Below are 20090 nucleotides of genomic sequence, written 5' to 3'. Positions count from 1 at the left end.
ATTGTCTGAAGTGAAGGAAGAGAGCCGGCATGGGAAAGTGGTTCAAGGTACATTCGGTCAGCAGCGCCATCGGGCGCTCCATGGTGCTCATCCTGTTCATGGCAAGCCTGATCGCCGTGGTAGCCATGGTGACCCTGTTCTATTCGGTGCCTGACGCCAAGGCGATCAACCTCTCCGGCTCCCTGCGGATGCAGGCCTACCGGATGGCCTACGAGATTGAACAGGGCCAGCAGGTGCTGAGCCGGCTCGCTCAGTTCGAGCAGACCCTGCACGCCGCCGAACTGCAGGAGACCCAGCGCTGGATCACTCCCGCCTCCCTGCGTCGCACCTATGGCGAGGTGCTGCAGCAGTGGCAGGTGATGCGCGAACACATCGAGAACGCCACCCCGCGGCGCTATACCGACAACACAGAGCAGTTCGTCGCGGCCATCGACGACTTCGTCAACCAGATGCAGTACCACGTGGAGTTCAAGGTGCGCATGCTGGCGCTGGCCGAAGGGCTGGGGCTGCTCTCCATCATCACCATCGCCTGGTTCACGGTGCGCTTTACCCGCCAGCAGGTGGTGGCTCCGCTCAACCAGCTGGTCTATTGCGCCCGCCAGATCCAGCGCCAGGAGTTCGACCTGACCCTGCCCCCCCACTGCGAAAACGAGCTGGGGGAGCTGTCGGGGGCTTTCGTCACCATGGCCGACGAACTCGGCAAGCTCTACCGGGAGCTGGAGAGCAAGGTCGAAGAGAAGACCGCCAAGCTGCAGCAGGCCAACGACACCCTCTCCTTCCTCTACAGCACCGCCCAGAAGCTGCACGCGGCGCCGCTGAGCCGGCGTACCCTGCTCAAGCTGCTGGAACGGGCGGCGGCCCACCAGCACATCGACTATATCCGGCTGACCCGCTTCGAGCACAATGCCATGCCGGACTACATCACCGGCCGCAAGGGCTGGCCCGGCGATCTGGATGCCGTGGTCAGCTTCTATCTGCAGATGGACGAGCAGGAGTATGGCCGGCTCGACGTCATCAGCAGCCATCCCATCGACGAGCGGCTGATGAAAAACTTCTCCATGTTGCTGGCCCAGGTGCTGCACAAGGATCAGACCCTGCTGCAACACCAGCGCCTGCTGCTGATGGAAGAGCGGGCCGTCATCGCCCGCGAGCTGCACGACTCGCTGGCCCAGGCCCTCTCCTATCTCAAGATCCAGTCCACCCTGCTCAAGCGCTCCTTCGCCAAAGGGGATACGGTCAAAGCCGAAGCCGCCATGCAGCAGATCGACGAGGGGCTTGGCAGCGCCTATACCCAGTTGCGCGAGCTGCTCGGCACCTTCCGTCTCAGCATTGGCGACGCCAACCTCGGTGAAGCCATCAAGGTGATGCTGGAGCAGCTCAAGCCGCAGACCCAGGCCGACATCAGGCTCCATTACGGTCTGGCCGATACCGATCTCGAAGCCGGTCAGCATATCCACATCTTGCAGCTGATCCGTGAGGCAGTGCTCAATGCCATCAAACATGCCAGTGCGCAAGTGATTGATGTTAGCTGTGAGACCCTCGCCGATGGTAACATCCAGGTTCAGATTTCAGATGATGGTGTCGGAATAGGGATCGCAAGCTCGGCGGTCAACCACTATGGCCTGAGCATCATGAACGAGCGTGCCAGCAAGCTGCATGGTCTGCTGACCATCAGCGAAAGGCCGCCCAGAGGCACCTGCGTACATCTGACCTTTCCCACCAGCCTAACAAGAGATGCCTGATGGACGAGATGAAATATAGTGTTCTGGTCGTGGATGACCATCCCCTCATGCGCAAAGGGATTGTGCAGCTGCTGGCCCTGGAGGAGAACATCGAAGTCGTCGGTGAAGCTTCCAACGGTACCGATGCCGTCGCCATGGCCAAGGAGTCCGAACCGGATCTGATCCTGCTCGACCTCAACATGAAAGGCCTCTCCGGTCTGGACACCCTCAAGGCGCTGCGCACCGAGGAAGTGACCTCCCGGGTGGTGATCCTGACCGTTTCCGACGCCCGTCAGGACGTGGTGGCGCTGCTCAAGGCCGGCGCCGACGGCTACCTGCTCAAGGATACCGAGCCAGAGATGCTGCTGGCCCAGCTGGCGGACGTGATGACCGGCAAACAGATCCTGAGCGAGCCGCTGCGTCCCTACCTCGAGAACATCTACGAGCTGGATCACCTGCAGCAGAAGCTGGAGAGCTTAACGCGTCGCGAAATGCAAATCCTGCGCGAAATTGCAAAGGGCCTCTCCAACAAACAGGTCGCCTCCGTGCTCCATATTTCCGAAGGCACGGTCAAGGTACACGTCAAGAGCCTGCTCAAGAAGCTCGAGGCGCAAAGCCGCGTGGAAGCTGCTGTCATGTACCTGGAGCAGCGCAACTAAACGCCCTCCCATCCAGCAAAAAGCCACCTTCCGGTGGCTTTTTTCATTCTCTGGCACAGTCGCTGCATTGTCCTATTCAGCAACTACTCAATGGAGGATGGAACATGAAACTTCAACCCTTGGCACTGTTCCCCTTGCCTTCCCACATATTGCCTGGTGGCAAGCTTCCTCTGCGTTTGTTTGAACCGCGCCACCTGCAGATGCTCAAAGAGTCATTCATCGATGACCAGGGCTTCGGCATCGTGATGGAAGAGGCGACGACGACTGGCAAGTCCGGGCGGATCCTGCCGGTCGGCACCCGGGTCAAAGTCACCGACTTTTACACCCTGAATGACGGCCTGCTCGGCGTCACCGTACTCGGCATGGAACGTTTCTGCATCCACGAGATGGAAACGGACGAGCTGGGTCTGCGCCGGGCCAGAGTCGAAGCGCTGCCCAACTGGCCCAGCACCCATTCAGACTTCAGCGACAAGCCGCTGGTGACCCGGCTGCGGGAAGTGTTTGAACAGTATCCGGAACTGGATGAACTTTACCCGGACAAGCAGTTTGACGATGCGGCCTGGCTCTGCCAACGCTGGCTCGAAATCCTGCCGATGCCGATCTATGAAAAGCAGATGTTGATTGCCAAACAAAATAGCGAAGCGGCCCGTCAATTCTTGCGCCGACTGATCGCACAGTGAGTCAGAAGTGTATTGCAAAATGCGAATATTCCGATAATGAAAACAAGAATTTCGCATTTTGCAAATGAAGCGCCCAATAGAAATCAATAACCGCGCTGCAAGCCGCATAAACTGGTTCTGAAAAGTTGGCACGACTTTTTCATATAGAATCGTACAACCCGATTTATCCCGTGCTCTCTTCAGTATTTGCTGAAGAATTGGTCAACCACCCAGGTTGACCATTTTTTTTAGCTGCGATCCGGCGCTGCGGGTTGAAAATGGCGTTGCAGACACTCCCGCAGCCGCATCAGGCTTATCGGTTTGGCCAGAAAGTCATCCATTCCCTGGGCCAGGCAACGAGCCCTGTCTTCCGCCATGGCGTTGGCCGTCAGCGCCACGATGGGCACGCTACAACCCAGTTCTCGCAGACGCCGGGTCGCCTCCAGTCCATCCATTTGCGGCATCCGCATGTCCATCAGGATGAGATCTGGCCGTTGCTCCGCCACCTGAGCCAGCGCCTCCAGCCCGTTGGCCGCGACTCTGACCCGGCTCACCAGCTTTTGCAGCATGAGCGATACCACCAGCTGATTGACCGGACTGTCTTCCACCACCAGCACATCCAGATCCTGAATGGGCTGCTGATCCGGCTCGGGCCGGCTGCTGCATTCACATGGCAGCGCCATGCCCGGCAAATCGAACCAGAAACAGCTCCCCTCACCGGGGGCACTGCGCAGCTGAATGCTGCCGCCCATCAACTCCACCAGCCGCTTGCTGATGGCCAGCCCCAGCCCGGTGCCCGAGAAGCGGCGGGTGGCCGAACTGTCGACCTGAGAGAAGGGTTCGAACAGCAGCGCCTGATCCTCGGCCGAGATACCGATCCCGCTGTCGGTCACCGAGACCCTCAATTGCTGCTCATGCCAGCTCAGTTGCAGCAACACGCTGCCCTGACTGGTGAATTTCACCGCGTTGCCAAGCAGGTTGCTGATCACCTGGGAGAGGCGCACCGGATCCCCCTGCAGCTGGGCGGGCACGGCGTCGTCCACCCGCCAATCAAGGTCGATACCCTTGCTGCCCGCCTGCGCCAGCAGCGGTTCGATGAGGGACTGGCAGAGCTGGGCCGGTTGCAGCGTCTCGCAGTGAAACTCCAGGGTATGGGATTCAATCTTCGAGAAATCGAGCACGTCGTCGATGATGGTCTGCAGCAGGCGCGCGGCATGAGTGGCGTGGCCCAGCAGCGTCTGTTGTTGGGGTTCGAGCTGGGCGTGTTGCAGCAGATCCAGCATGCCCAACACCGCATTCATGGGAGAGCGGATCTCGTGGGTCATCATGGCCAGGAACTGCGACTTGGCGCGGTTGGCCGCTTCCGCTTCGTCCCGCGCCCTCGCCAGCTCCTGCTCACGGCGGATCTGGTTGCCCACATCCCGCGCCGTACCGCGGTAACCGATGAAGACACCGGCCGCATCGAAACAGGGCTCGGCGTTGATCTCCATCCAGCGTGGCCCCTTGGCCAGGCTGACCTGAGCCCGCACCGCCCGCACCGGCAGGTGCAGACCGATGAGCCGGCGATACTTGCCCCATTCGGGGTCGCGCCTGTCATGGGCGTAATCGTAGAGGCTCTGGCCGGGTTGATGCATCAGCATGTCCCCCTGCTGGCCGGGGGCGGATACATAGCTCAGCCGGTGCTCGGTATCCGTCTCCCAGAACCAGTCGGACGCCATGCCGGCAAAGCTGCGAAAACGCTGTTCACCCGCTTGCAGCGCCAGCGTTTTCAACTCGACCTGTTCCTGCAGGCGGGCTCGATAGGCGATGTTGACCAGCGCCTGGGAGATGAGTGGGCGGCAGCGCTGCATGGCCGCCTTGCTCTTGAGATCGAAGGTCCCCATCACGGCGTGACGGCAGATGAGCACACCGGAAAAACCGGGGGCGCGCAAGCCCGTCATCATCACGCTGGCCCAGCCCTCAACATCGGCCAACGGTGCCAGTTCCGGCAACTGGGTCGGATCATAGATGACCAGGGTCTCTCCCTCGATGGCACGAGAGAAGAGCGGGGTCAGCTGCCAGCTGCGCCCCACTTCACCATCCTGGGTGCTGAGGTGGGTGATGCCGCCCTCTCCCTCCCAGGCCACCACATCCGCATGTTCGAAGCCGATGAAGGGCTTGAGCACCTGAATGAGGCTGTCCAGCACCTGTTCCAGCGTCTGGGCATCGGCCAGCGTCGCCACCCCGCACAACAGGGTTTGCGACTCCTGGCGGTATTTGGCCTCGCGTTCCCGGCAACGCACCAGCTCCACCAGGGTGGTCTGCAGCTTGTCGCCGAGGGCTTCCAGTTCCGTGTTACCTATCATCTTGTTTCCAGCGCAATGTCAGCTGTCGAGGAAGATCACGCTCGAGACCATCAGGTTGCCGTGCGCCAGCTCACCATGGGGCAGGCGGCCCTGCTCGCCGAAGGTGAACGGGGTGATGAAGGGGATGTCCCCCAGCCGGGTATGAAATTGATCGACAAATTGGCATAAGCTATCACCAAGAGCCAAGCGACAACCAGCACAAAAAATCACAAGGGCGCCAAACGGCTGCATCTCGGTGGCCATGCCGTACTCGGGTTCGATGCGGGTTGCATTCAGACTGCGTTGCAGCAAGCCCTCCTGGCTGCTGTACATCAGCAGCAACCGCTCCCCGACCTGAGTATCGGTAAAGAGGCGCAATCCGCCACCTTCTGTCACGGCCTCCGGGTGGGAGAGCTTGTAATAGGGCATGTCATCCAGGGTACCCACCTGTCTGGCCAGCGGCGACAAGGTGGTCTCCCGCAAGATGGGGCCCACCGGCCAGGGGGTTGTCCGTCCGCTCCAGCGAGCATAGACCTCGGCGGCGGGTTTATGATCGATGGTGAGGATCTCCCGTCCCGACAGGGCCGTGATAGTGCCGCGATATTCGGTGGGGACATAGCCGGAGTGAAACTGGAACGCCAGCTGGCAATCGGGATAGAGCACGGCCAGCGCGACGCCTTCGCGGGTACTGCCCTCATCCCAGCACAGCTGCCAGTCACCGCTGACGCTGTTGTCGGCGGCGGAGCCCCCGACGACCGGGACCGTCGTGCCCAGCTCGGCTTCGATGCTCTCCAGCATCGCCTCCTCGTGGCCCGGGCTTGCATGCAGCAAGATGAGTTGTGGCAGCTCGCCGGGGCGCCCCCCATCGGCGATGGCACTGCGCAGCAGCTGGCGCACATCCACCGCATCCCCCGCCTGGCCCGCCACGCCGTAGGCCCCCTTGTCGTCGTAGATCGCCGCCACTGCCAGGCCAATCCCCTGACGGGCATGATGGCCGGTCTGGGTCATGACCCCGCCACAGGAGCTGCAGCCGATCATTCGAGACGACGGGAACTGCTGTTTGAAGTGATGGCGCAGTTCCTCGGCATCGTGAGCCTGAGTAAAATAGACCAGTAACAGCGAAGGGGAATGAGGTGATTGAGCGAGCAGCCGCTCACTGACCTGCCGGGCAGCCAGCAGGGAGGTCTCTTCAAGAGAGTGAGCCGTCAGGAAGTTCAACACCATCTCCTAGTTGTTCATGATGCTGGGGGTAAGCAAAAATCATACCTTAATCAAACAATTATCCCGTCTTATCGATTAGAATCACATTCAATTGAGCCCAACCACAGGAAAACGGCATGTGGCAGAAGAACATCAATGATTTTGACCGGGTCGTCGCCATCGGTGGCGGCCACGGCATGGGCCGCGTGCTCTCTTCACTCTCGTTTCTGGGATCGCGCCTGACCGGCATCGTCACCACCACCGACGATGGTGGCTCTACCGGACGACTGCGCAAGAGCCAGGAGTGTATCGCCTGGGGGGATCTGCGCAACTGCCTTAATCAACTGGTGACCGATCCCAGTATCGGCAGCCTGCTGTTCGAATATCGGTTCGCCGGTCGCGGTGAACTGGCGGGCCACAACCTCGGCAACCTGATGCTGCTGGCGCTCGACAACCTCTGCGTGCGCCCTCTTGATGCTATCAAGCTCATCAGCGACATGCTGAAAATAGAGTCACAATTGCTACCCATGTCTGAATTTCCCACCGACCTGTGCGCCCACACAGCCTGTGGCAACCAGATCCTGGGGGAAGTCTCCATCGATCAGCTCGACACCCCGCCGCTCTCCCTCAGCCTGAGCCCGGAGGTACCGGCCACCCGCGAGGCGGTGCAGGCATTGGCACAGGCCGACATGATCATCCTCGGCCCCGGCAGCTTTCTTACCTCCATCATGCCGCCCCTGCTGCTGGCAGAGGTGGCCCAGGCCATCAACGAGAGCGATGCCATGCTGGTGTTCATCTGCAATCTGGTCGCCGAAAACGGCCCTGCCAGCCAGCTCAGCCTGCACAATCAATGGCGCTGGCTGGAGTCACGGGTCGGCGCGGGTCGGGTCGATGCCATTCTGGCCCCGGCGGGGGAATACCCGGCAGAGCTGGCTGGCCGATTGATCCTGGCCGAGCTGGGTGAGGCCGCTCTTCCCCATCGGCACGATCGCCTGAAATTGAAGCTGGCACTGGACAGGGTTATCCAGCAACTGGTCAATCAACGCTAACGGGCGGGTAGAGGATGGCAAGTCCGGCGCCAATGCGCCGGCTGCAGGGGATCAGTGATAGTTGGCGAGGTGGGAGAGCACCTGGGGCAGGGATTGCTCCAGCTCGGTCAGCAAACGGGCGACTTGCTCGCCGTCTTCATGTTTGCAGGCTTGTTCCAGCGCCACCACCTGTTGGTAGCTGAGCTGGGCACCATAGCTGCCGCAGGAGGACTTCATGCTATGGGCAAGCCGTGCCAGTGCGGGCCAGTCCTGCTGTTCATAGAGCGGGCGCAGCTGGGCAAGCTGTTCCCCCACCTCTTCGATGAAGACCGAGATCACCACCGGCATCATCTCCTGGCCGATGTCTTCCGCCAGCTGTCGCAACACCTTCTGATCCAGCCACTCCATTCCGTCACCCTCCTTATGGTATTCAAACAGACCATACTATAGATGCCCGGCACGACTCAGTCACGTTTCATCGCCGTCAGAAAATCGAACTCAAACGGGGCGTGAATCAGAAAAGCGTGATCAGGATCGCCTAACCAGACAATAGATGGCCGAATTGCAACATAGATGTTGCCATGAAATTAACAATTAAATAACAATGGCAGCCGTGAGAATGATGCGACTCAGCAACACCTCTCTCATCCCTTTTGCCTGTATGGCTGCTGCGAAGAACCAGGGTAGGATTCTACCCTGGTATTTTTTTATCTCTGGATCAGTTGATTATCACAGCTGATTGGCACCCACCCGCTCACCCAGTCGAAACAGACTGAACTCGCCTGGCACCATTTTTACCCAGTCTTCATTACCGGTCAGCGGCCGGGTCGCAATCAGGGTCACCACATCGTCCGGTGTCGTCTCGCTCTGAAAGTCGATGGCGACATCTTCATCCAGCAGACGGGCCTCCCCGAACGGAGCTCGCCGGGTCAGCCAGTAGAGGTTGTTGCTGCAGTAGGTCATCACGAATTCCCCATCCGACAGCAACATGTTGAATACCCCCAGGCCGCGCAGCTCGTCGCACAGGGTCGCCAGGTAGCGAAACATGGCGGGAAAGTTGGCAGGGCGTCGGGGATACTTCTGTTCCAACCGATCGAGCAGCCAGCAGAAGGCGTGTTCGCTGTCGGTGTCGCCCACCGGTCGATGGCGGCCGGTGGCCAACCCTTTGTAACCCGTCAACTGGCCATTGTGGGCAAAGGTCCAGTAACGACCCCACAGCTCGCGGGTAAAGGGGTGGGTATTCTCCAGCGAGACGCAGCCGCGGTTGGCCTGCCGAATATGGCTGACCACGGCGCGGCTTTTGATGGGCAGCGCCTGCACCAGCCTGGCAATCGGCGACTGGGCGCTGGGCTCGGGATCCTTGAAGGTACGAAAGCCTTTCCCTTCGTAAAAAGTGATGCCCCAGCCATCCTTGTGAGGCCCGGTCTTGCCGCCGCGTAGCATCAGGCCGGTGAAGCTGAAGCAGATATCGGTCGGCACATTGGCACTCATGCCGAGCAGTTCGCACATAGGCTGCGGGCTCCTTGCTTACTTGACCATCTCATTGCCAATCGGCCGGCTCAGCCTGCGCTGACACCGGCCGCTTGCGCAAGATCCCGCCGGGACACGGCCAGACAAGGCACGACTATCCCGGCTCGAGATCCCAGCCTTACTTGGCCATCTCTTTTTCGACCAGCTGGATCAGGATGTGGATCACCTTGATGTGCACTTCCTGAATACGGTCGGCGTAACCGAAGTGCGGCACCCGGATCTCGACATCGGCCAGACCGGCCATCTTGCCGCCATCCTTGCCGGTCAGCGCAATCACCTTCATGCCTTTGGCATGGGCGGCTTCGATGGCTTTCAGGATATTGCCGGAGTTGCCGCTGGTAGAGATGCCGAGCAGCACGTCACCACGACGGCCGACCGCTTCCACGTAGCGGGAGAAGACGTAGTCATAGCCAAAGTCGTTGGACACACAGGAGAGGTGGCTGGGATCGGAGATGGCGATACCGGCATAACCGGGGCGGTTCTCGCGATAACGGCCGGTCAGCTCTTCGGCAAAGTGCATGGCGTCGCAGTGGGAGCCACCGTTGCCACAGGAGAGTACCTTGCCTTCCTGCTTGAAGGAGTCAGCGAGCAGCTTGGCGGCCGCTTCGATGTCCTTGAGATTTTGCTCATCTGCCAGGAACGCCTGGAGCACGCTGGCAGCTTCGGTCAATTCATTGCGGATCAGTTCTTGGTACATGATGTCTCTTCCAAAATATGGGCCGCGCCATTGTCGCACAAGCCAATCCCGGAGTCGCCCCCTGCCCGTCAAGCGCCCCTCTGCAGGGCGTTATGCCGATCACAGAGCCAAGGTAACAAGCTTGTAAACAGCTTGATAAGTTTGTGCGTATGAATTACAACAGGGACCATATCCAACAGGTCAGACCTCTGGATCAGTTCAATCATATTCACCCAACTTCGGCAACTCATGCAAGGAGCGAAAAATGACGACGACCCTCACTCTGCTCGGAGTGATCCTGGTGATCGGCGCCATGGCTTATCGCCGGGCGTCTCTGTTCACCTCCACGCTTGCCACTGCGGCAGCCCTGATTGTCGGCACCCTCTATGGCCACGTTCCCCTGCTGGTCTGGGCGCTGTTTGCCGTGATCGCCATCCCCCTCAACCTGGTGGATTTTCGTCGCAACCAGCTGACCAAGCCGCTGTTTAAACTCTACAAATCCATCATGCCGGAGATGTCCCGCACCGAAAAAGAGGCCATTGAAGCGGGCACCACCTGGTGGGAAGCAGACCTGTTTGCCGGCAACCCGAACTGGAAAAAGCTGCACGCCATTCCGGTCAGCACGCTGTCTGCCGAAGAGCAGGCGTTTATGGACGGCCCGGTTGAAGAAGTGTGCCGCATGGTCAACGACTGGGAAGTGACCCACGAGCGGGCCGACCTCTCTCCCGAAGTGTGGCAATACCTGAAGGACCACAAGTTCTTCGCCATGATCATCAAGAAGAAATATGGCGGGCTGGAATTCTCCGCCTATGCCCAATCCTGCGTGCTGCAAAAGCTGTGCGGCGCCAGTGCCGTGCTGGCCTCCACCGTCGGCGTGCCCAACTCGCTGGGCCCGGGCGAGCTGCTGCAACACTATGGCACCGATGAGCAGAAGGATTACTACCTGCCCCGTCTGGCGGTCGGCAAGGAGATCCCCTGCTTCGCCCTGACCAGCCCGGAGGCGGGTTCCGACGCCGGCTCCATCCCCGACTTCGGCATCATCGCCAAGGGTGAGTGGGAAGGAGAAGAGGTGCTCGGCATGCGCCTTACCTGGAACAAGCGCTACATCACCCTCGCCCCCATCGCGACCGTACTGGGTCTGGCCTTCAAACTGCGCGACCCGGATCACCTGCTGGGTGACGAAGAAGAGCTCGGCATCACCTGCGCCCTCATTCCGACCCACATCAAGGGAGTCGAAATCGGCCGCCGCCATTTCCCGCTCAACGTACCGTTCCAGAACGGCCCGACCCGCGGCAAGGACGTGTTCGTCCCGCTCGACTTCATCATCGGCGGCCCGGCCATGGCCGGTCAGGGCTGGCGCATGTTGGTGGAGTGTCTGTCAGTCGGGCGCGGCATCACCCTGCCCTCCAACAGCACCGGCGGCGTCAAGATGCTCGCCCTGGCGACCGGCGCCTACAGCCGTATCCGTCGCCAGTTCAAACTGCCCATCGGCAAAATGGAAGGGATTGAAGAGCCGCTGGCCCGTCTCGGTGGCAACGCCTACATCATGGGAGCCGCCGCCAACCTGACCGTGACCGGCATCGACCTGGGCGAAAAACCCTCGGTCATCTCCGCCATCGTCAAATATCACCTCACCGACCGCGCCCAGAAGTGCATCATCGATGCCATGGACATCCACGGCGGCAAGGCCATCTGCATGGGCCCCAACAACTATCTGGCCCGCGGCTATCAGGGTGCTCCCATCGCCGTCACGGTCGAAGGGGCCAACATCCTGACCCGCAGCATGATCATCTACGGTCAGGGCGCCATCCGCTGCCACCCGTACGTGCTGCCGGAGATGCTGGCCGCCAGCCACCCGGATCAGGAACAGGCCCTCAAGGACTTCGACAAGGCGATGTTCAGCCACGTCGGCTTTGCCATCAGCAATCTGGTGCGCAGCTTCTGGTTAGGGTTAACCGGAGCTCGCTTCGCCGCCGCGCCGTTCAAGGATCAGACCAAGGGCTACTACCAGCAGCTATCCCGCCTCTCGGCCAACCTGGCCTTCCTGTCAGACATGGCCATGGGCACCCTGGGTGGCGAGCTCAAGCGCAAGGAGCGGGTCTCCGCCCGTCTTGGCGACGTACTGAGCCAGCTCTATCTGGCCTCCAGCGCCCTCAAACGCTATCAGGATGAGGGTCGTCAGCATGCCGACCTGCCGCTGCTGCACTGGGCGCTGCAAGACGCCCTGTTCAAGGCACAGGAAGCCATCGACGAGTTGCTGCGCAACTTCCCGAATCGCTGGATTGGGTTGGCTCTGCGCGTCATCGTGCTGCCGCTGGGTCGCGACCTGAAGCGCCCGAGCGACAAGCTGGACAGCCAGGTCGCCCGCCTGCTGCAAACTCCGAGTGAAACCCGCAGCCGTCTGGCCCAGGGGCAGTATCTCACCCGCGAAGAGGGCAACCCCTTCGGCCTGCTGGAGCAGGCGCTGGACGACGTGCTCTCTGCCGAGCCGCTGTTTGAGAAAGTATGCAAGGCTGACGGCATCAAGCGTCCGTTTATGCAACTGGACAAGGTGGCAGAGATCGGCCTAGCGCAGGGAGTTCTCAACCAGACCGAAGCGGACCTGCTGCGCCGCGCCGAAGAGAGCCGCCTGCGCACCATCAACGTCGATGATTTTGATCCCATCGACCTGGTGGCCAACAAGGCGCTGTTCGAGCCATCGGCCTATCACAGAGCCGCCTGACAGACACATTGATAGTCAAACGCCTCCCATGTGGAGGCGTTTTTTTATGGGGCTGCAACAGGATGACGACAAAGAGATTTCACAGATCAAATTTTATTTCTCAATAAGTTTCCTATCCTTAGTGAAGCAGTTAATGTAAGCACAGGATCCCAAACAGGATTGCATGATGGATGACCAAATCCTGATTATTGACGATGACGATCTGCCCCTTCTCGATGACCAGCAGGCTGGATGGAAGGTGATGATTGTGGACGATGAACTCGAGGTTCATCGCATCACCAAGATCACCCTGAGCAAGTTTGAATTCGATAATAGACCCATTGAATTTTTGCATGCTTATTCAGCCGCCCAGGCCAGGGAGCTGCTCGCCAAGACCCCGGACGTAGCACTGCTGCTGCTGGACGTGGTCATGGAGGTCGATCACGCCGGCCTCGATGTGGTCAAATTCGTGCGCGAGGATCTGCAAAACAAGATGGTGCGCATCGTGCTGCGTACCGGCCAACCCGGTCAGGCCCCGGAAGATGACGTGGTCACCAACTACGACATTAACGACTACAAGGACAAAACCGAGCTCACCTCCCAGAAGCTGCGCACCCTGCTGCGGGCCAGCCTGCGTTCATACCGCGACATCCGCACGCTGGAGAGCAATCGCCAGGGGCTGGAAAAAGTCATCGAGGCCTCCAAGGGGATCTTCGAGAAACGGGCCCTGCGCCAGTTTGTCGAAGGTGCTCAGGAACAGCTCGGGGCCCTGCTCAGTCTGGAAGAGTCTCAAATCTACGACGTGAAGCAGTTCGCCTACGAAGTGCGGGATCAAATTCTGGAGCCCCTGCTGCCGGGCCACCCGTCACTGCGACTGGCGGATGCACCCTCTATTCTGCGCCAGGCCATGGCCAATCGTGCCAACGTCTATGATGGCAACCAGATGGTGCTCTACTGCCAGAACCCCCGTCATCACCTGCTGTTTCATATCGAGACCACTCGTCAGCTCAGCCAGATGGACATGGGGCTGCTCAGCCTGTTTACCGAAAACATCATAGTGGCACTGGAGAACATCCGGCTCAACGAGGTCATCGCCGACAACCAGCGCGAGATCATCTATCGGATCGGCGAGCTGGTGGAGACCCGCTCCAAGGAGTCCGGCCTGCACGTGAAACGGGTCGCCCTCTACACCGAACTGTTCTGCCAGCTGCTCGGCATGAGCGAGGAGCAGAGCGAGCTCATCAAGCGCGCCTCCCCGCTGCACGACATCGGCAAGGTGGGCATCCCGGATGCCATCCTTCACAAACCGGGCAAGTTGACCCCCGAAGAGTGGGAGATCATGAAGACCCACGCCCAGCTGGGACAAGATATGCTCTCCGGCAGCGATCTGGCACTGTTCCAGATTGGCGCCACCATCGCCGGCAACCACCATGAAAAGTGGAATGGCAGCGGCTATCCCCGTGGCCTCAAAGGTGATGCCATTCCGTTGGAAGGGCGGGTGGTGGCGCTGGCCGACGTGTTTGATGCGCTCGGCTCGGATCGCTGCTACAAGAAGGCCTGGCCGCTGGACAAGGTACTGGCGCTGATCCAGGAGGAGAAAGGTCAGCACTTCGATCCCCAGTTGGTAGAACTGATGCTGGCCAACCTCGACAAATTCCTCGAGATCCGCGATCAACACAAAGACATCTACGTCGGGGAACATTGATGCAGAAGGGTTGCAGCTAACCCGCTTCCCCACAAATAAAAAAGCCGCCTCAATGGGCGGCTTTTTCATGCGGTTGCCCGGTTATTGTTCGGGCAGGTTCAGATCGAGCTTGGCTTCCGGCTTGGCGCTTTCGCTCTCGGCCTTCTGCGCCGCCATCGCTTTTTTCAGTGCCCGCCGCTTTTGCAGCAAGATGAAACCGACGCCGCCCAGCAAGACCAGCAGGATGCCAACCCCACCCAGCAGCCAGAACAGCCAGCCGCTGCTCTGTTTTTCCTCGAATTTCACCTGGTTGGGCACTGCAGCCGAGGTTTCAGAGGCCGCAGAGGCCGCCGATGGCTCAACCGCCAGCACCGGGAAGATATTGAACGATTTCACCGGCAGCGTGACCTGGATCTCGCGGCCCAGCCGGGTCGTGCCAAACAGGGTCGCGTTCACCTCATACTGGCCAACCTCCTTGATGGCGGAGAGATCCACTTCCACCCCGGGTTCGGTCGCCACCGCATTGAACGCCATGCTGGCTCCCACCGTGTTGGTCGCCTTGCCCTCAATAACCACGGAGGCCGGATCCAGCTCATCGGCATCGATCAGGAAGGAGAGCTTGGCGCCAAACTCCTGCGAGGGAGGTGCCAGGGTATAGCTGACCGGCAACGGGTAGATCAGCACGTCCTGATAGCGAGCGCGGGAGAACACCTGATTGCCCGTGCTATACATGGCGCGGTATTTGCCAGCAGCCACATCCAGCACCGCCTCGGCGGTCATGATGCCGTCACCCGGCACCTCGTCGAGCCCCTTGCCATCGTCACGATAGTGGCCGAGCACTTCGTCAACGATGGGCTCCCCCTCCTGCTTGGCGTCGTTGAAACGCTGCAATCGCACCGTCATGCCAAGGTCGGTCAGGTAATAACCGGCCTTGGGCGGTGCATCGTCGATCAGCAGCCAAGACTTGAGCTTGACCCTTTCCCCCTGATAGAGCTGGGTCGGCAGTTGATCGGTTTCCAGCCTGATGTTCGACAGCAGGCGCACCCGGTTGTCCGGGTCCACTTCGCCGATGGCCTGCCAGGGGCCCGGCATGGGATCACGGATGGTGATGAGATCCTGATCCTTGAGCGCCAGCCAGCCCACATCGGGGGGCGTCACCTTGCCCACATAGAGCTTGCTGCCGTCCGGACGCACCAGGATCACCGACGGGGTGCCCGGCTTGCGCGTCACGATGAAGGTGATCTCTTTCACCCCGTAATCAATGCGAAAGCGATTGTCGAGCAGGGGAATGTCGGAGGGGGCAAACACCTCGTTGGCCGAGGCAGTCAGCGAGGCCAATAACAGCAGGCCACCCCATAGCTTGCTCATTGCCGCCACAGGCAGGCTCCTCCTTTTTTCTGCACCAGATCCAGCCGCGCTTCGTGCACCGCCTCAATCTCGGCACTGGCACGGATCACCTTGAGCGGTGGGCGATTGCTCTCCAACCGGCGGATGCTGGTGTCCTGATTGCTCTCATTCTCGCTGCTCTCGGTAGCCAGATTCAACTTGGTCTGGCCACCCGTCATCAGCAGGTAGACGTCCGCCAGGATCTCCGCATCGAGCAAAGCCCCGTGCAGGGTACGGTGCGAGTTGTCGATGCCGTAGCGATCGCACAGCACGTCGAGGTTGTTGCGCTTGCCCGGGAACAGGTCCCGCGCCATCGCCAGGGTATCCGTGATGCCGCAGATGTCGGCAGTCTTGAAATTGAGGCCGAGCTTGCCGAACTCATAGTCCATGAAGCTCACGTCAAACGGCGCGTTGTGGGCAATCAGCTCGGCACCGCGGATGAACTCGATGAACTCGTCGGATATCTGGCTGAACGACGGCTTGTCACGCAGGAACTCGTCGGTGATACCGTGAACCTGAATGGCCTCGGGGTCCACCAGCCGATCCGGCTTGATGTAGACGTGGAAGTGGTTACCGGTCAGCTTGCGGTTGATCACCTCCACACAGCCGATCTCGATGATGCGGTGTCCCAGATAGACGGGGCCACCGGCGGTGTTCATACCTGTGGTTTCAGTATCCAGAATGATCTGGCGATTCAGTTGGGGTGTGTTCATGATCCAATCTATGTCAAACTTCGGCTTTACCCGCTAGTTTACCCCAAGACTCATGCTAAAAAAGATCGATTTGTATACGGATGGTTCCTGTCTCGGCAACCCGGGCCCTGGCGGCTATGGTGCCGTCATGGTCTATGGCAAGCACCGCAAGGAGCTCGCCGGCGGTTTTCGCCTCACCACCAACAACCGGATGGAGCTGATGGCCGCCATCATGGGGCTGCGCACCCTGAACGAGCCCTGCCAGGTCAGACTCACCACCGACAGCCAGTATGTGCGCCAGGGGATCACCCAGTGGATCATCGGCTGGAAGAAGAAAGGATGGGTGACAGCCAGCCGCCAGCCGGTCAAGAACGTCGATCTCTGGCAGGCATTGGATGCGGAAGTGGCGCGCCATCAGATCGAATGGCTCTGGGTCAAGGGGCACTCCGGTCACCCGGAAAACGAACGCTGTGACGAGCTGGCCCGCGAGGCCGCCAGCGGCAAGCAGCTGGCCGAGGATACCGGCTACCACCCCTGATCCGGGCCAGCCTCACCCGTGAGGGCCGCTCGCCCGCCGAGCCTCCAGAGACTGGCTACCAACCCTGACGCGCCATGCCCGGCGTCGCTATCGACTCGGGCAAGCGCCAGCGGCGGCGCACCGGCGTCAGGGGGAAGCGCCGTTTGCGCGCCGCTATCACGTAGACGGACGCAAACGGCCTGCAATAATCCCGCCCCACACTCTCCCGCCACCAGCCGATCCGGCTTTGCTTGCCCATGAACGAGTAGCCAAAGCGCTCATCAAACATCACTTCACACCCGAGCAGCTGCAGCCAGTCGGTGACCCGCGCCGGAGTGAACATGCGGGCCGACCAAGGCAGATGTTGACGCAGGAAAGGCAGGCAGTGGCCGATGCCGACCAGGCTGAGCGGATTGTAGCCGCTGACGATGAGCCAGCCATCGTCGGTCAGCACCCGCTCCGCCTCGCGCAGCACCTGGTGGGGGTCTGGCGAAAAGTCAAGACAGTGGGCCAGCAGGCAGGCATCCACGCTGCCGGTGCGCACCGGCAAGGCCAGTGGATCGCCCTTGAGATCCAGCAATCTGCCGCTGGGGGCGACCCCTATCTGGTGGCGAATGGAAGAGCAGCCGCAGGAGAGTTCGGCGCTCAGCGCCCCGACTTTAAGCAGATGATAACCAAACAGATGTGGGCACCAGCTGTCGAGCCGTTCCTGGATCTCGGCCGCTACCCAGTCCCCCATGGGCAGTGCCGACCAGCTGGTCGGGATCTCGATTTGTTGTTCGGTACGTGCCACCTGCATAATAGGGCTCAACTTGGGGTTCGAACGCCATCCAGTTATATAAGATACCCTCCATAAAGAGAAGCAGACTCATGTATCCAGTGATCACAGTTCCTGCCTTTAACGACAACTACATCTGGTTGATCCGACACGAAAATCACTGCCTGGTCGTCGACCCGGGCGATGCCGAACCCGTGCTGGAGCGGCTGGCTGCACTGGACCTGCAGCTCGACGCGATTCTGCTGACCCATCACCACCACGATCATGTGGGAGGCGTTACCGCCCTGCTCGGCCACTTCCCCCACGCCAGACTCTATGGTCCCAAACTTGACCCCATGCCCGCTCATCACGGCCAGTGGCTCGATGACGGGGATCAGATCAACTGGCATGGCCTGAGTCTTGAGGTGATCCATGTGCCCGGCCATACCCATGGCCACATCGCCTATTACGGCCATGGCATGCTGTTTTGTGGCGATACCCTCTTCAGTGCCGGTTGCGGCCGCCTGTTCGAAGGCACCCCGGCCCAGATGCACGCCTCATTGCAGCGGCTCGCCGCCCTGCCCGACGACACCCTCATTTATTGTGCCCATGAATACACCCTCTCCAACCTGCGTTTCGCCTACGCGGTCGAGCCGGACAACCAGGCGATCCAGCAGCGGATCGGGCTGATCAGCAAGCTGCGCCAGCAGGGTCTGCCGAGTCTGCCCTCACGGCTGGGGGATGAGCGGGAGTTCAACGTTTTTCTGCGATGCGAGCAGGATTCCGTGAAATTTTCTGCTGAGAAACACGCCTTAAAATGCTTGGAAAATCCAGAGGATACCTTCACCGTGCTGCGATCCTGGAAGGACGTTTTTTGAACAAACCTTGATCAGGGGGCCATTGCCCCTTATGATGCGAGCTGTTTTTCCTAAAGATGACCTGAGCGAGATGAAGGTACGAACGGCCTTATTGGCGGCGCTGTTTCTCAGCGGCTGCCAAAACCTGAGCCATCAGGATGACCGGGCGCTAACGGCAATCGAGCCGATCAAGTCCCCCCAAGTCAACAAAAAAGCGTATAAAAAACATTCGGCGCGCTTCCTGTTCGGAGACGAACAGATCGACGAACTGGATGACACCGATAACCTGTGGGTGCGTATCAGCGATGATATGCAGTTTGATCCGCAGGAGAACGACCGTGTCCGCCAGCAGCGTGATTGGTTGTTGCGCAATGATAAGCATCTGGCGACCATTGCCAGCCGGGCTGAGCCCTACCTGTATCTGATGGTAGAGGAAATCGAACGGCGTGAGCTGCCAATGGAGCTTATTACCATCCCCATGATCGAGAGCATGTTCGATCCCCACGCCCGTTCCCGCAGCAATGCGGTGGGTCTGTGGCAGTTCGTTCCTGCGACCGGCAAGAACTTCGGCCTGCGCCACGACAACTGGTACGACGGCCGCCGCGATGTACTGGCCTCCACCAATGCCGCGCTGGATTATCTGGAGTACCTGAACCGTTTCTTCGACGGCGACTGGCTGCAGACGCTGGCGGCTTACAATGCCGGTGAAGGACGGGTGCGCAACGCCATCACCCGCAATCAGAAGGCAGGCCGACCGACCGACTACTGGTCACTCGATCTGCCCCGCGAAACCCGGATGTATGTGCCCAAGATCCTGGCCATGGCCGACATGATCCGCAATGCGGACAAGTACAATGTCACCCTGCCGGTACTGGCCAACAAGCCTCAGCTGCGGGTGGTCAACACCGGCGGCCAGATCGATCTGAACGTGGCAGCCCAGCTGGCAGGCCTGCGTCCGGCCCAGCTGAAAGAGGTCAATCCGGCCCTGACGCGCTGGTCGACCTCACCCAAGGGGCCCTATCGCCTGCTGGTACCGGTCGAGTATGCCGACACCCTGGAGCTGGCCCTGGCCGATCTGCCCCAGAGCGAGCGCATCCGCACCCGCTCCTATCAGGTCACCAGCGGCGACACCCTCTCCCGTATCGCCCAGAATCACGGGGTGAGCGTGCAGCAGCTCAAGCTGGCCAACAACCTGAGTGGCAACCACCTGCGCCGTGGCCAGACCCTGATGATCCCGACCAGCGGCAGCAAGCCGGTGGTCAGCCAGAGCGCCCAGAGCAAGCCACAGCAGCTCGCCAGCCGCAGTGCCGGCAAGATCCAGTACAAGGTGCGTGCCGGTGACAATCTGTGGAGCATCAGCCAGGCGCATGGGGTCACCCATGACGAGCTGGCCAAGTGGAACGGTCTCAACGCCAAGTCGGCCTTGAAGCCTGGCATGAAGCTGGTGGTCTGGCCCAAGCAGGGCAAGAGCAGCAACAAGTCCATGGTCTATCAGGTGCGCCGCGGTGATTCCCTCTCCTCTATCGCCGCCCGTTTTCAGGTTGCTGTGATGGATGTGATGCGCTGGAATCAGCTGGGCAAGAGCGATTACCTCAAGCCGGGTCAGGAGCTGACCCTGTTCGTGAAGAACAACAGCTGATCGTTCATCGCTTCATAAAAAATACCCCGCCAAAAGCGGGGTATTTTTTATCTGGAACAG

General features: G+C 60.2%; 17 protein-coding genes. 9 read left to right on the top strand and 8 right to left on the bottom strand.

All coding sequences use genetic code 11. The features are described 5' to 3' along the window. Positions 1 to 29: 29 nt before the first annotated feature. From narQ to E5E97_RS12865, 3 genes are all read left to right on the top strand, one after another. On the top strand, positions 30 to 1742 hold the full coding sequence (gene narQ / locus E5E97_RS12875) for a nitrate/nitrite two-component system sensor histidine kinase NarQ (RefSeq protein ID WP_118881537.1): 1713 nt from the start codon (positions 30 to 32) through the stop codon (positions 1740 to 1742). After that, positions 1742 to 2380: a two-component system response regulator NarL gene (gene narL, locus E5E97_RS12870; protein WP_011705476.1), complete on the top strand. Its 639-nt coding sequence runs from the start codon at positions 1742 to 1744 to the stop codon at positions 2378 to 2380. The genes narQ and narL overlap by 1 nt, the downstream gene beginning before the upstream one ends. A gap of 104 nt (positions 2381 to 2484) precedes the next feature. Then, the gene (locus E5E97_RS12865) at positions 2485 to 3060 is read left to right on the top strand and encodes an LON peptidase substrate-binding domain-containing protein (RefSeq protein WP_011705475.1); all 576 of its coding nucleotides are present in this window, start codon (positions 2485 to 2487) and stop codon (positions 3058 to 3060) included. Positions 3061 to 3287: 227 nt separating this feature from the next. Here E5E97_RS12865 and E5E97_RS12860 read toward each other — a convergent pair whose 3' ends face one another. Both E5E97_RS12860 and E5E97_RS12855 read right to left on the bottom strand, forming a co-directional pair. Beyond that, positions 3288 to 5384, bottom strand: coding sequence for an ATP-binding protein (locus tag E5E97_RS12860; protein WP_162901983.1), 2097 nt, complete (start codon positions 5382 to 5384; stop codon positions 3288 to 3290). Positions 5385 to 5402: 18 nt separating this feature from the next. Next, positions 5403 to 6587, bottom strand: coding sequence for an FIST signal transduction protein (locus E5E97_RS12855; RefSeq protein WP_171280361.1), 1185 nt, complete (start codon positions 6585 to 6587; stop codon positions 5403 to 5405). A 113-nt stretch (positions 6588 to 6700) separates the two neighbouring features. On the opposite strand from E5E97_RS12855, the gene yvcK reads away from it, so the two are divergent. Then, positions 6701 to 7612, top strand: a complete 912-nt coding sequence (gene yvcK / locus E5E97_RS12850; RefSeq protein WP_039213739.1) for a uridine diphosphate-N-acetylglucosamine-binding protein YvcK — start codon at positions 6701 to 6703, stop codon at positions 7610 to 7612. Between the two features lie 51 nt (positions 7613 to 7663). On the opposite strand, the gene E5E97_RS12845 is transcribed toward yvcK, so the two are convergent. The 3 genes from E5E97_RS12845 to lpcA all read right to left on the bottom strand — a co-directional run bounded on the left by E5E97_RS12845 (position 7664) and on the right by lpcA (position 9818). Continuing rightward, on the bottom strand, positions 7664 to 7999 hold the full coding sequence (locus E5E97_RS12845) for an Hpt domain-containing protein (protein ID WP_011705471.1): 336 nt from the start codon (positions 7997 to 7999) through the stop codon (positions 7664 to 7666). Between the two features lie 321 nt (positions 8000 to 8320). Next, the gene (locus E5E97_RS12840) at positions 8321 to 9100 is read right to left on the bottom strand and encodes a class II glutamine amidotransferase (RefSeq protein ID WP_029303437.1); all 780 of its coding nucleotides are present in this window, start codon (positions 9098 to 9100) and stop codon (positions 8321 to 8323) included. A 139-nt stretch (positions 9101 to 9239) separates the two neighbouring features. Beyond that, positions 9240 to 9818: a D-sedoheptulose 7-phosphate isomerase gene (lpcA, locus tag E5E97_RS12835; protein ID WP_011705469.1), complete on the bottom strand. Its 579-nt coding sequence runs from the start codon at positions 9816 to 9818 to the stop codon at positions 9240 to 9242. Positions 9819 to 10062: 244 nt separating this feature from the next. On the opposite strand from lpcA, the gene fadE reads away from it, so the two are divergent. Continuing rightward, on the top strand, positions 10063 to 12519 hold the full coding sequence (fadE, locus tag E5E97_RS12830; protein WP_049048830.1) for an acyl-CoA dehydrogenase FadE: 2457 nt from the start codon (positions 10063 to 10065) through the stop codon (positions 12517 to 12519). A gap of 166 nt (positions 12520 to 12685) precedes the next feature. Beyond that, positions 12686 to 14203: an HD domain-containing phosphohydrolase gene (locus E5E97_RS12825; RefSeq protein WP_171280360.1), complete on the top strand. Its 1518-nt coding sequence runs from the start codon at positions 12686 to 12688 to the stop codon at positions 14201 to 14203. Between the two features lie 81 nt (positions 14204 to 14284). Here E5E97_RS12825 and E5E97_RS12820 read toward each other — a convergent pair whose 3' ends face one another. Both E5E97_RS12820 and dnaQ read right to left on the bottom strand, forming a co-directional pair. Continuing rightward, positions 14285 to 15550, bottom strand: a complete 1266-nt coding sequence (locus E5E97_RS12820; protein WP_118881540.1) for a TIGR03503 family protein — start codon at positions 15548 to 15550, stop codon at positions 14285 to 14287. Next, positions 15547 to 16281: a DNA polymerase III subunit epsilon gene (gene dnaQ, locus E5E97_RS12815; RefSeq protein WP_171280359.1), complete on the bottom strand. Its 735-nt coding sequence runs from the start codon at positions 16279 to 16281 to the stop codon at positions 15547 to 15549. Before dnaQ ends, E5E97_RS12820 begins: the two co-directional genes overlap by 4 nt. A 52-nt stretch (positions 16282 to 16333) precedes the next feature. Between dnaQ and rnhA the strand changes: the two genes are divergently transcribed. After that, on the top strand, positions 16334 to 16798 hold the full coding sequence (rnhA, locus tag E5E97_RS12810; protein ID WP_171280358.1) for a ribonuclease HI: 465 nt from the start codon (positions 16334 to 16336) through the stop codon (positions 16796 to 16798). A gap of 55 nt (positions 16799 to 16853) precedes the next feature. On the opposite strand, the gene E5E97_RS12805 is transcribed toward rnhA, so the two are convergent. Further along, positions 16854 to 17576 (bottom strand): class I SAM-dependent methyltransferase, encoded by a 723-nt coding sequence (locus tag E5E97_RS12805; RefSeq protein WP_016350242.1) that lies wholly within the window; start codon positions 17574 to 17576, stop codon positions 16854 to 16856. Positions 17577 to 17647: 71 nt separating this feature from the next. On the opposite strand from E5E97_RS12805, the gene gloB reads away from it, so the two are divergent. Together gloB and E5E97_RS12795 are read left to right on the top strand one after the other, a co-directional pair. Then, positions 17648 to 18412, top strand: coding sequence for a hydroxyacylglutathione hydrolase (gloB, locus tag E5E97_RS12800; RefSeq protein WP_017409839.1), 765 nt, complete (start codon positions 17648 to 17650; stop codon positions 18410 to 18412). A gap of 70 nt (positions 18413 to 18482) precedes the next feature. Beyond that, on the top strand, positions 18483 to 20030 hold the full coding sequence (locus E5E97_RS12795) for a LysM peptidoglycan-binding domain-containing protein (protein WP_011705461.1): 1548 nt from the start codon (positions 18483 to 18485) through the stop codon (positions 20028 to 20030). Positions 20031 to 20090 lie beyond the last annotated feature (60 nt).

The sequence above is a fragment of the Aeromonas sp. 2692-1 genome (assembly GCF_013085505.1).
Taxonomy (GTDB): domain Bacteria; phylum Pseudomonadota; class Gammaproteobacteria; order Enterobacterales; family Aeromonadaceae; genus Aeromonas; species Aeromonas hydrophila.
This window is presented reverse-complemented; position numbering and strand designations above follow the sequence as displayed.

Bases quoted from the DNA above. Each gene is read 5' to 3' on its own strand.
- narQ (WP_118881537.1), top strand. From the start codon at position 30: ATGGGAAAGTGGTTCAAGGTACATTCGGTCAGCAGCGCCATCGGGCGC.
- narL (WP_011705476.1), top strand. From the start codon at position 1,742: ATGGACGAGATGAAATATAGTGTTCTGGTCGTGGATGACCATCCCCTC.
- E5E97_RS12865 (WP_011705475.1), top strand. From the start codon at position 2,485: ATGAAACTTCAACCCTTGGCACTGTTCCCCTTGCCTTCCCACATATTG.
- E5E97_RS12860 (WP_162901983.1), bottom strand. From the start codon at position 5,384: ATGATAGGTAACACGGAACTGGAAGCCCTCGGCGACAAGCTGCAGACC.
- E5E97_RS12855 (WP_171280361.1), bottom strand. From the start codon at position 6,587: ATGGTGTTGAACTTCCTGACGGCTCACTCTCTTGAAGAGACCTCCCTG.
- yvcK (WP_039213739.1), top strand. From the start codon at position 6,701: ATGTGGCAGAAGAACATCAATGATTTTGACCGGGTCGTCGCCATCGGT.
- E5E97_RS12845 (WP_011705471.1), bottom strand. From the start codon at position 7,999: ATGGAGTGGCTGGATCAGAAGGTGTTGCGACAGCTGGCGGAAGACATC.
- E5E97_RS12840 (WP_029303437.1), bottom strand. From the start codon at position 9,100: ATGTGCGAACTGCTCGGCATGAGTGCCAATGTGCCGACCGATATCTGC.
- lpcA (WP_011705469.1), bottom strand. From the start codon at position 9,818: ATGTACCAAGAACTGATCCGCAATGAATTGACCGAAGCTGCCAGCGTG.
- fadE (WP_049048830.1), top strand. From the start codon at position 10,063: ATGACGACGACCCTCACTCTGCTCGGAGTGATCCTGGTGATCGGCGCC.
- E5E97_RS12825 (WP_171280360.1), top strand. From the start codon at position 12,686: ATGGATGACCAAATCCTGATTATTGACGATGACGATCTGCCCCTTCTC.
- E5E97_RS12820 (WP_118881540.1), bottom strand. From the start codon at position 15,550: ATGAGCAAGCTATGGGGTGGCCTGCTGTTATTGGCCTCGCTGACTGCC.
- dnaQ (WP_171280359.1), bottom strand. From the start codon at position 16,281: ATGAACACACCCCAACTGAATCGCCAGATCATTCTGGATACTGAAACC.
- rnhA (WP_171280358.1), top strand. From the start codon at position 16,334: ATGCTAAAAAAGATCGATTTGTATACGGATGGTTCCTGTCTCGGCAAC.
- E5E97_RS12805 (WP_016350242.1), bottom strand. From the start codon at position 17,576: ATGCAGGTGGCACGTACCGAACAACAAATCGAGATCCCGACCAGCTGG.
- gloB (WP_017409839.1), top strand. From the start codon at position 17,648: ATGTATCCAGTGATCACAGTTCCTGCCTTTAACGACAACTACATCTGG.
- E5E97_RS12795 (WP_011705461.1), top strand. From the start codon at position 18,483: ATGAAGGTACGAACGGCCTTATTGGCGGCGCTGTTTCTCAGCGGCTGC.